10 protein-coding genes are annotated in these 9,580 nt (G+C 60.5%); 9 read left to right on the plus strand and 1 reads right to left on the minus strand.

Annotated features, from left to right (window positions below):
- The coding region (locus tag QVE23_RS08805) for a hypothetical protein (protein ID WP_287967958.1) at nucleotides 1-499 on the plus strand (499 nt) is incomplete at its 5' end.
- A 146-nt stretch (nucleotides 500-645) separates the two neighbouring features.
- Here the strand turns inward: QVE23_RS08805 and sigK are convergent.
- Nucleotides 646-1,290 (minus strand): RNA polymerase sporulation sigma factor SigK, encoded by a 645-nt coding sequence (sigK, locus tag QVE23_RS08810; RefSeq protein WP_287967959.1) that lies wholly within the window; start codon nucleotides 1,288-1,290, stop codon nucleotides 646-648.
- A 117-nt stretch (nucleotides 1,291-1,407) separates the two neighbouring features.
- Between sigK and QVE23_RS08815 the strand changes: the two genes are divergently transcribed.
- The 8 genes from QVE23_RS08815 to QVE23_RS08850 all read left to right on the plus strand — a co-directional run.
- A complete protein-coding gene (locus QVE23_RS08815; RefSeq protein ID WP_021749631.1) occupies nucleotides 1,408-1,674 on the plus strand; it encodes a GIY-YIG nuclease family protein in 267 nt (88 codons plus the stop codon).
- 126 nt (nucleotides 1,675-1,800) lie between these two features.
- A complete protein-coding gene (locus QVE23_RS08820; RefSeq protein ID WP_021749630.1) occupies nucleotides 1,801-3,159 on the plus strand; it encodes an FG-GAP repeat domain-containing protein in 1,359 nt (452 codons plus the stop codon).
- A gap of 25 nt (nucleotides 3,160-3,184) precedes the next feature.
- Nucleotides 3,185-3,871, plus strand: coding sequence for a response regulator transcription factor (locus tag QVE23_RS08825; RefSeq protein WP_021749629.1), 687 nt, complete (start codon nucleotides 3,185-3,187; stop codon nucleotides 3,869-3,871).
- Nucleotides 3,872-4,149: 278 nt separating this feature from the next.
- Nucleotides 4,150-5,592, plus strand: a complete 1,443-nt coding sequence (locus QVE23_RS08830) for a sensor histidine kinase (protein WP_021749627.1) — start codon at nucleotides 4,150-4,152, stop codon at nucleotides 5,590-5,592.
- 80 nt (nucleotides 5,593-5,672) lie between these two features.
- Nucleotides 5,673-6,647, plus strand: coding sequence for a DUF1385 domain-containing protein (locus QVE23_RS08835; protein ID WP_025544566.1), 975 nt, complete (start codon nucleotides 5,673-5,675; stop codon nucleotides 6,645-6,647).
- Nucleotides 6,648-6,669: 22 nt separating this feature from the next.
- On the plus strand, nucleotides 6,670-7,536 hold the full coding sequence (gene prmC / locus QVE23_RS08840; RefSeq protein ID WP_036630536.1) for a peptide chain release factor N(5)-glutamine methyltransferase: 867 nt from the start codon (nucleotides 6,670-6,672) through the stop codon (nucleotides 7,534-7,536).
- Nucleotides 7,537-7,942: 406 nt separating this feature from the next.
- Nucleotides 7,943-9,049, plus strand: a complete 1,107-nt coding sequence (gene recA, locus QVE23_RS08845) for a recombinase RecA (protein ID WP_021749624.1) — start codon at nucleotides 7,943-7,945, stop codon at nucleotides 9,047-9,049.
- Nucleotides 9,039-9,580 (plus strand): regulatory protein RecX (locus tag QVE23_RS08850; protein WP_287966815.1); only part of this gene is annotated, 542 nt, incomplete at its 3' end. The genes recA and QVE23_RS08850, both read left to right, overlap by 11 nt.

The following is a 9,580-nucleotide window of genomic DNA, read 5'->3' on the forward strand; positions in this document are numbered from 1 at the left end:
CATCTACACAATTCCTATTAATGAAATCGAAAATATACTATGTGATTCGGTCATTATTGAAACGGCTATTAAGACTTTTATGTCAGGAGATATGGCAAATCAGAATTATTTTGATTTGTTTTGGAAAGAATTCGAAGCTAATAAAGTTCAGCAAACTGTATGGTATGTTAATAATATTATTAACAATAAGTTTAAGGAGAATTTTCTTCATGAAAAGCACGATATTAGCAATCTAAAGACGGAGCTGCTTTCAGTCACATCAGAAAAGGAAATTGATGAGCTTTACACAGAAAGATTAGCGACTATCGAAACTATCATCAAAAGCAAAAAATATGAAGACGCTTTAGCTATTGCCAATTTTAAAGGAAAACTTACAAAGTACATTGCTAAAAATACAATTGTTGATAATTATCCGGATCGTATTTTGAAGCTTATCAGAAGCAATGATGAATTAAAGGAGCTAATAAAAAAGAAATATTTATCACCAATATCTCAGTAACATTATTTTTCGAATGTTGATATAATTTGATGAACAGCCGCTTATCTTCCTAAAATTTTTACCATTTACAATAACCGCAGTGCTACCCCAGTTGCACTTGAAGCCCGAAAGTCTTGTCCATCAAGACTCTCCGGGCTTCGCTTACATTAGCGGCGGCGGGACACATAGGACCGGGAAATCCCGAAGGAGGCGGCAATTTCCCTCTGGGTCAGGGGGATGGTGCCGCCCAGCCCGTACCGCAGGCGAATGATCTCCGCCTCCCGGGTGGTCAGACGCTCCCGGATGATCTGGTGGAGCCGGAGCGCGCTGTCCCGGTCGTGGATATCGTCCAGCATGGTGTCATCCACGCCCACCACATCCATCAGCTGGAGGGCATTGCCCTCCTTGTCTGTCTCAATGGAATCCGACAGAGAGACTTCTCCCTGGAGCTTTTTCTGGCTGCGGAAGTACATGAGAATTTCGTTTTCAATGCAGCGGGCGGCGTAGGTGGCCAGGCGGGCGCCCTTCTCCGGGTCGAAGCTGGAGATGCCCTTGATGAGGCCGATGGTGCCGATGGAGATCAGGTCCTCCTGATCGGCGCTCTGGGTATAGTATTTCTTGATGATGTGGGCCACCAGGCGCAGGTTCCGCTCGATGAGTACATCCCGGGCCTCCTGATCTCCCTGGGCGTAGCGGCGGAGATATTCCCGCTCCTCTGCGGCGGACAGCGGCTTTGGAAACGACCCGCCGCCGGACAGGCGGAGTGAGAAGAGCAGCGTGTTGGCGAAGAGCAGCAGTGCGGCAGACAACATAGAATCCCTCCCTGTACCATCATTCCTATGCCGGGCAGGGAAGTCCCCATGCGGAAAGCCCTTTGACGGGGCGGCGGGCTGTGGTATACTGGTCTCATCGGACAGAGGAGGGACGGTATGGGCTATCTGGTCTACATCCTGCGCTGCGGGGACGGCACACTGTACACAGGCTGCACCAACGACCTGCCCCGCCGCCTCCAGGCCCACCAAAGCGGGCGGGGCGCCAAGTACACCCGCAGCCGCCTGCCGGTGGAGCTGGTCTACCAGGAGGCGGTGCCGGACCGGTCTGCGGCCCTGCGGCGGGAGGCCGCCATCAAACGGCTGGATCGCAGGCGGAAGCTGGCCCTGATCGCGGCCTTCCGACCGGGGACGGCGGAAAAATGAACAGAACGTAAAATGCGGGAAAAATGCTGACAACCCCTACACATCAGGGAGAAAACGTGCTATCATATATAAGTTGAATTATGCGTTTTTCGGCGGGGGCAGCCCACCGGCAGAGAGGAGGAGGCCATGAGACAGCGAATACAGCGGATGCTGACGGCAGCGGTCGGCCTGCTTCTGCTTCTGTCCGCCAGCGGCTGCGGATTTTCCTTTTCCCCCACGGACCTGTACAGCCTGCCGCAGCTGCCGGAGGAGTACACGGAGCTGAACAGCTCACTCAACCAGCTGCTGGAGAGCGGGGCGGAGTACGCGGCCCCCGTCTCCGGCAGCAACATCCAGCCCGTACAGCTGGAGGATCTGGACGGAGACGGCGAGGAGGAGGCGCTGGCCTTCTTCCGCAACTCCGCGGATGAGAAGCCCCTGAAGATCTATATTTTTACCGCCGGAAAGCAGGGATATGAGCAGGCTGCCGTCATTGAGGGCACCGGCACCAGCATTTACAGCATTGCCTACGAGGATCTGGACCAGGACGGCCGGAAGGAGCTGCTGGTGGGCTGGCGGGTCAATACGGACCTCCTGGCCCTCTCCGTCTACACCCTGCGGTCCGGGGAGCCGGAGGAGCTGGTGCAGGGCACCAGCTATGTGAAATATGCGGTCAACGATCTGAATCAGGATGGCCTGTGGGAGCTGGTGGTGCTCCGGGCCGATGAGGAGGGCAACGGCATTGCGGATTACTACTGCTGGCAGGAGGAAGAGTTCCAGCTGCGAACCTCCGCACGGATCACCAGCACCATGGCGGAGCTGAGCCAGCAGGGGCGTGTGAAGAGCGGTGTCCTACAGGACGGTACGCCGGCCCTGTTCGTCACGGGGGTGGAGGAGTCGGCCTGGATGGTCACTGACATCCTGACCGTGAAAAATGGAGAACTGGTGAACATCCTGCTGTCCGACGTGACGGGGGTGTCTTCGGAGATCGCGCCCTTCAGTTCCCTGTACCCGGAGGATATCAACGGCGACGGTATCACAGAGGTCCCCCATCCCGAGCCGATCCCGGCCTGGGGAAACGTGGGTGAGGACCCCTGCCGGCGGATCGACTGGTATACCTATACCAGCGACGGCACCAAAGCGGCTGTGGTGAGCACCTACCACAGTGTGGAGGACGGCTGGTACCTGCGCCTGCCGGACGTGTGGAAGGATCAGATCCTCATTACCCGCACGGCCGGGACGGAGGAGGTCACGGTCACATTCTCCTACCGGGGAGACAGCGGGGAGCCACCACAGGATGTCCTGCGGATCACCAAGCTCACAGGCTCCGGCCGCGAGGCCAGAGCTACCCGGGGCGGCCGGGTCATCCTGCGCCGTCTGCCGGAGATCATCTACACGGCCGAGCTTCTGGACGCAAATGGGAGCTGGGAATACGGCCTGACGGAAGACGAGGTGCGGGAGGCGTTCAGCCTGATCACCACGGAGTGGTCCGCCGGCGACAGCTGACAGAGAAGAAAGGACGGTATGCCGAATGAAAAAAGTAATGGTGCTGGAGGATGAGTCCAGCATCCGCAGCTTTATCGTCATCAACCTGCGCCGTGCCGGGTACGACGTCATTGAGGCGGAGACCGGCGAAGAGGCACTGGACAAGCTGAAGGAGAACCCCGATACCCGGGTGGCGCTGCTGGACATCATGCTGCCGGGGATCGACGGCTTTGAGGTCTGCCGCCGCATCCGGGCCACCAACACCAAAATCGGTATCATCATGCTCACCGCCCGTTCCCAGGAGATGGACAAGGTGACGGGACTGATGACCGGCGCCGACGACTATGTGACCAAGCCCTTCTCCCCGGCAGAGCTTACCGCCCGTGTGGACGCCCTGTTCCGCCGGGCCGGCGGAGAGGAGATCCCCCAGACCGGGGAGATTCGGCAGGATCCCTTTCTGCTGAACACCCGCAACCGGACGCTGGAGAAGAACGGCCAGCGAATCAAGCTGACCCAGGTGGAGTATTCCATCATGAAGGTGTTCATGGAAAATCCGGGCAAGGCCCTCTCCCGGGAGGAGATCCTGGATATGGTCTGGGGCCGGGACTACTTCGGCGAGCTGAAGATCGTGGATGTCAACATCCGCCGCCTGCGGCTGAAGATCGAGGACAACGTGCAGAATCCCACGTACATCACCACGGTGTGGGGATACGGATACAAGTGGGGGTTCTGAGCGGCTCCGGGCGTTGTCCGGGGCCCCGCGGAGCGGGGCGGGCCGATGGCCCGTACAAGCGTTTTGGCGGAAGCCAAAACCTTGGCGCAAGGTGGAATTTACTTCCGCCGCGCAAGCTGAGGAAAGGGGTCCCATCCCGCGCCGCGGGATGGGAAGCAACGTGCAGAATCCCACGTATATCACCACGGTGTGGGGATACGGATACAAGTGGGGGTTCTGAGAAAATCGGCCGGCCAGTGATGCCGACGTAAGGAACGCAGGGAAAGGAGGAGCGGCCCATGGCAGAGGAAGAACGGGATCGGAAGTGGACGGTGCTGCGCCTCCGGGGCCTGCGGAAGCGGTGGATCGTCAATACCATTCTGCCGGTGCTGGTGCTGCTGATGCTGCTGGTGACGCTGGTATCTGTGGGCGTTTCCACCTACTATTACAGCAGCATGGAAAACGGCCTGATGAAGCAGGCGGAGGCCATGTCCAGTGCTTTCAACGACTACTTCATGAACAGCTACTCCGAGTACAACCAGATGGCGACCCAGGCAGTGGACACCTATGAGGACAAGTCCCGGATTGAGCTGCAGTTCATCGGCAGCACCGGACGTATCCAGATGTCCACCTCCGGCCTGACAGCAGGCAGCTCGCCGGGTACCAGCGATATTACCAGAGCCATCACCAATCAGGAGATCACGCCCTTCCAAGGCAGAGACCCGGAGACGGGTGAGAAGATCATGGCGGTCTCAGCGCCCCTGCTGTTCAACGGCCGGGTGGCGGGCGTCATGCGGCTGGTGACGTCCATGAAGCTGGTGGACCGGCAGATTGTCCTGGTGGTCTTTATCATTCTGGCGGTGGGAGGCATCTGCATGGCCCTGGTGCTGATCTCCAGCCTGCTGTTCATCAACAACGTGGTGGAGCCGGTGGCCGTGGTGTCTGAGGCGGCCAAGCGGATCTCTGCCGGGAGCTATGGCTTCCAGATCGAAAACAAGTACACGGACGAGCTGGGGGAACTGGTGGACAACATCAACGATATGTCCCTCAAGATCGGCCAGAACGAGAAGATGAAATCCGAGTTCATCTCCTCCGTGTCCCACGAGCTGCGGACGCCCCTCACTGCCATCAACGGCTGGGGCGAGACGATTCTGGAGGACACCACAGATGACCCCGCCCAGATGCGCCGCGGCATCCGCATCATTCTGAACGAGGCCCGGCGGCTCTCTACCATGGTAGAGGAGCTGCTGGAATTCTCCAAGATGGAGGACGGCCGATTCACCCTCCGGATGGAGCAGGTGGACCTGCAGGCGGAGTTTGAGGACGCCATCTTCACCTACGGCGAGCTGTTCCGGCAGGAGGGCATCAAACTGAACTACGAGTGCGGGGATGAGGACCTGCCTCCCATCCCCGGCGACTCTGAGCGGCTGAAGCAGGTGTTCTGCAACGTGCTGGACAACGCCGCCAAGCACGGCGGCTCCGGCAAGCGGATCGACACTTCCATCAGCCGGGAGGGCGAGTTTGAGGTGGTTCGGGTCCGGGACTACGGTCCCGGCATCCCGGAAGCGGAGCTGCCCTTCATCAAGCAGAAGTTCTACAAGGGCTCCTCCAAGGCCCGGGGCAGCGGCATCGGCCTTGCGGTGTGCGATGAGATCGTCGGCCTTCACAACGGCATCTTCACCATCGGCAACGCCGATGGCGGCGGCGCGGTGGTCACCATCTGCCTGCCGGTCAAGGAATGATTTTCGAAAATCGAACAAATGTTTGCATTTCTGTACAGAGCATGGTAGAATTCAACTGTACGGAATTAGAAAGGAAACACATGGCAAAACAACCCCAATCCTGCGCCTTCCGCACCAGCATCGGCGGACAGGCACTCATTGAAGGCATTCTGATGCGGGGCCCGGAGAAGCAGGCCATCGTGGTCCGGGACCAGGAGGGCAATCTGGTGGAGAAGGTGGAGGAGCTGCGGCTCATCAAGGACCGGCATCCCATTTTGGGCTGGCCCCTGATCCGAGGCACCGTCAACTTCCTCTCCTCCATGGTCAACGGCGTGAAGGCGCTGATGTACTCCGCGGACTTCTATCCGGAGGAGGAGACCACGGAGCCCTCCAAATTTGAACAGTGGCTGGACCGGACCTTTTCCAACAAGAAGCTGGAGGGGCTGATCGTGGGCCTCTCTGTGCTGCTGGGTATCGGCCTGTCCATCTTCCTCTTTCTGGTGCTGCCCACCTTCCTCACCGGTGGGCTGCTGCACTTCTTCCCGGACTTCCCCATGTGGGGCCGGAACCTGATCGAAGGCGTGCTGAAGGTGGCTATCTTCCTACTGTATCTGATCTTCTGCTCCAAGCAGAAGGACATCTACCGGGTGTTCCAGTACCACGGGGCGGAGCACAAGACCATCTTCTGCTACGAGGCGGGGCTACCCCTGACGGTGGAGAATGTCCGCATTCAGCCCCGGCACCATCCCCGGTGCGGCACCAGCTTTCTGTTCGTGGTGATCTTTGTGTCTATCCTGGTGTCCAGTGTGGTGTTCGGCATCTGGCCCATCACCAATGTCTGGCTGCGGACACTGGCACATCTGATTCTGCTGCCTCTGGTGGTGGGCATTACCTATGAGTTCAACCGCTGGGTGGGCCGCCACGTGCAGGACAGTCGGCTGGCCAAAATCCTGACGGCCCCCGGAATGTGGATGCAGAACTTCACCACCAATGAGCCGGACGACTCCATGATCGAGTGCGCCATCCGGTCCCTGGAGCTGGTCTTGCCCAGTGAAAAAGGGAAAGACGAATGGTGAATTTTTGATAATGAGGCGTATTATGGCGACGACATACAACAATTTGTATTTGGATATCCGCCAGCAGCTGCGGAGGGCAGGGATCGAGGAGGCCACGCTGGAGGCCCGGGAGTTGGTTTGCTTCGGCACTAACAAGAGCCGGGAGGAGCTGGCCCGGGATGGGGGACTGTACGCCTCCCCGGAGCTGGAGCACCGGGTCCGGGACCTGGTGCGGCGGCATCTGGAGGGCGAGCCGGTGGCATACCTTATCGGTGAGTGGGAGTTCTATGGGCTCCCGCTGGACATCTCCCGGGACGTGCTGATTCCCCGGCCGGACACGGAGGTGCTGGCGGAGCAGGCCATTGGCTATATCAAGACCTTGGGGGAATGCCGGGTGCTGGACCTGTGCGCCGGCAGCGGCTGCATCGGGCTGGCGGTGGCGGCCCAAGTGCCCCAGGCCCGGGTGGTGCTGGGGGAGTGGTCTGACGGGGCCCTGAAGATCTGCCGCCAGAACGTCCGCCGCAACAGCCTTACCGCCCGGGTGGTGCCCATGCAGGCGGACGCCCGGGAAAAGCCGGAGAAATCCCTGGGAGAGTTCCAGTGCATCGTGTCCAATCCCCCCTATATCCCCCGGGCGGACATCGAGACGCTGGACACCTCCGTCAAGGACTATGAACCCCATCTGGCCCTGGACGGCGGCGAGGACGGCCTGGACTTCTACCGGAGCATCTCCGAGAAGTGGAAGGAGGCCCTGGCTCCCGGCGGCCGTCTGTATTTTGAAGTGGGCATCGGTCAAGCGGACAACGTGCTGCGGATCATGCGGACCCAAGGCTTCGGGGATATCCAGGTGGTGAAGGACCACCACGACATCCCCCGGGTGGTATTCGGAACGCTGTGTACAGAGCTCTGACGTTTAGAGAAAGGAACGGCAATGGTGGGGCTGCCGTTTTATGTGCAGGAGGCGGGAAGTCCGACCCTGCTGTGGGCCGGGCCCCTGGTGTCGGGCTGGACGCTGATGCGCCGGGGTTTCGTTAAGCACTCGCCCAAGCCGCGCTATACGGCGTATAGGGCGTCAGCCCTTTCCATGGCGGCCACGGCGGTGACCTATCCTTTTTGCAGCGGTTGAAACAGACCCGTCCAGTTATGCGCCTGAGTATTGGGACCCTGTCCGGGAGACGCTGCCTGGCGGCCGCGCGGTGATCGTGTATGGAGGGATGCTGTTTGGATCCCTCTGCTGGGGACTCTCTCAGAGAAGTAAGGGACTTACAGATGAGTTGAAATAAAGAGTTTTTATAGAGAATCAGGAGGAGAATACAATGGCGAGAGAGAAAGCGCCGCTGCCCAACGCGGCTCCGGCGGACGATAAGAAGCGGGCCATCGACACGGCCATGGCCCAGATCGAGCGGATGTACGGCAAGGGCGCCATTATGCGCTTCGGCGACAAGGCGGAGCTGAACGTGGATTACATCCCCACCGGCTCTCTGTCCCTGGACGTGGCCTTGGGCATCGGCGGCCTGCCCAAGGGGCGGATTGTGGAGATCTACGGGCCGGAGTCCTCCGGCAAGACCACCCTGGCTCTGCACGTCGTCGCGGAGGCCCAGAAGCGGGGCGGCGAGGTGGCCTTTGTGGACGCAGAGCACGCCCTGGACCCCACCTATGCCCGGGCACTGGGCGTCCAGGTGGAGGACATGCTGATCGCCCAGCCGGACACCGGCGAGCAGGCGCTGGAGATCACCGAGGCCCTGGTCCGCTCCGGCGCCATTGACGTGGTGGTGGTGGACTCCGTGGCGGCCCTGGTGCCCCGGGCGGAGATCGAGGGCGAAATGGGCGACAGTTATGTGGGCCTGCAGGCCCGGCTGATGAGCCAGGCCCTGCGGAAGCTCACCGGCGCCATCGGCAAGACCAACTGCATCGTCATCTTCATCAACCAGCTGCGGGAAAAGGTGGGCATCATGTACGGCAACCCGGAGGTGACCACCGGCGGCCGGGCGCTGAAGTTCTACGCCTCCGTCCGCATCGATGTGCGCCGGATCGAGGCGCTGAAAAACGGTTCTGAGATCGTGGGCAACCGGACCCGTGCCAAGGTGGTGAAGAACAAGGTGGCGCCCCCCTTCCGGGAGGCGGAGTTCGACATCATGTACGGCGAGGGAATCTCCCACTTCGGTGAGCTGCTGGACCTGGGCGTGAAGCTGGAGCTGGTGCAGAAGTCCGGCTCCTGGTTCTCCATCGGGGAGACCCGCATCGGCCAGGGCCGGGACGCCGCCAAGCGGTATCTCCAGGAGAACCCGGAGACGGCGGACAAGCTGGAGGCGGACATCCGCCGGAACTTCGACAAGCTGATGAGCAACCAGTCCCGCATCGCCGCCAAGGCGGCAGGCCGGGCGGTGGATGTGAGCGCCGACGACTTCGAAGATGCGGATTGAGCGCGTCCAGGCGTCCCCCCACAAAAAGGGCCGGGTGCTGGTATTCCTGGAGGACGGCGCCTGCCTGAAGATCACAGAGCAGGAGGCGCTGGACTTCGGCCTGCGGACTGGAGATGATTTGGACGGCAGACGTCTGGAGCAGCTGAAGAAGGCTGCCAGCGTCTCCGACGTGAAGGCCACGGCGGCGGACCTCATCGGCAAGCGGGCCATGAGCCGCCGCGACCTGGAGCGGAAGCTCCAGGAGAAGGGGGCCAGTCAGGCGGAGGCGCGGTACGCCGCCGAGTGGCTGGAGGCCATCGGCGCCATCAACGACGCGGAGTACGCGGCGGTCCTGGTGCGCCACTGCGCCGGCCTTGGTTATGGCCCGGCCCGCATTCGGGAGAAACTGCGGGAGAAAGGCGTACCCCGGGAGCTGTGGGACGAGGCTCTGGATCAGGCACCGGACAGCGCCTGGCAGATTGACCGATTTCTTGCGGCCAAGCTCCGGGGCCGGGCCCCAGAGGAGGCGGAGAAGCGGCGGCTCACCAGCGC

The organism is Oscillibacter sp. KLE 1728, from assembly GCF_934833455.1.
Classification (GTDB): domain Bacteria; phylum Bacillota; class Clostridia; order Oscillospirales; family Oscillospiraceae; genus Oscillibacter; species Oscillibacter welbionis.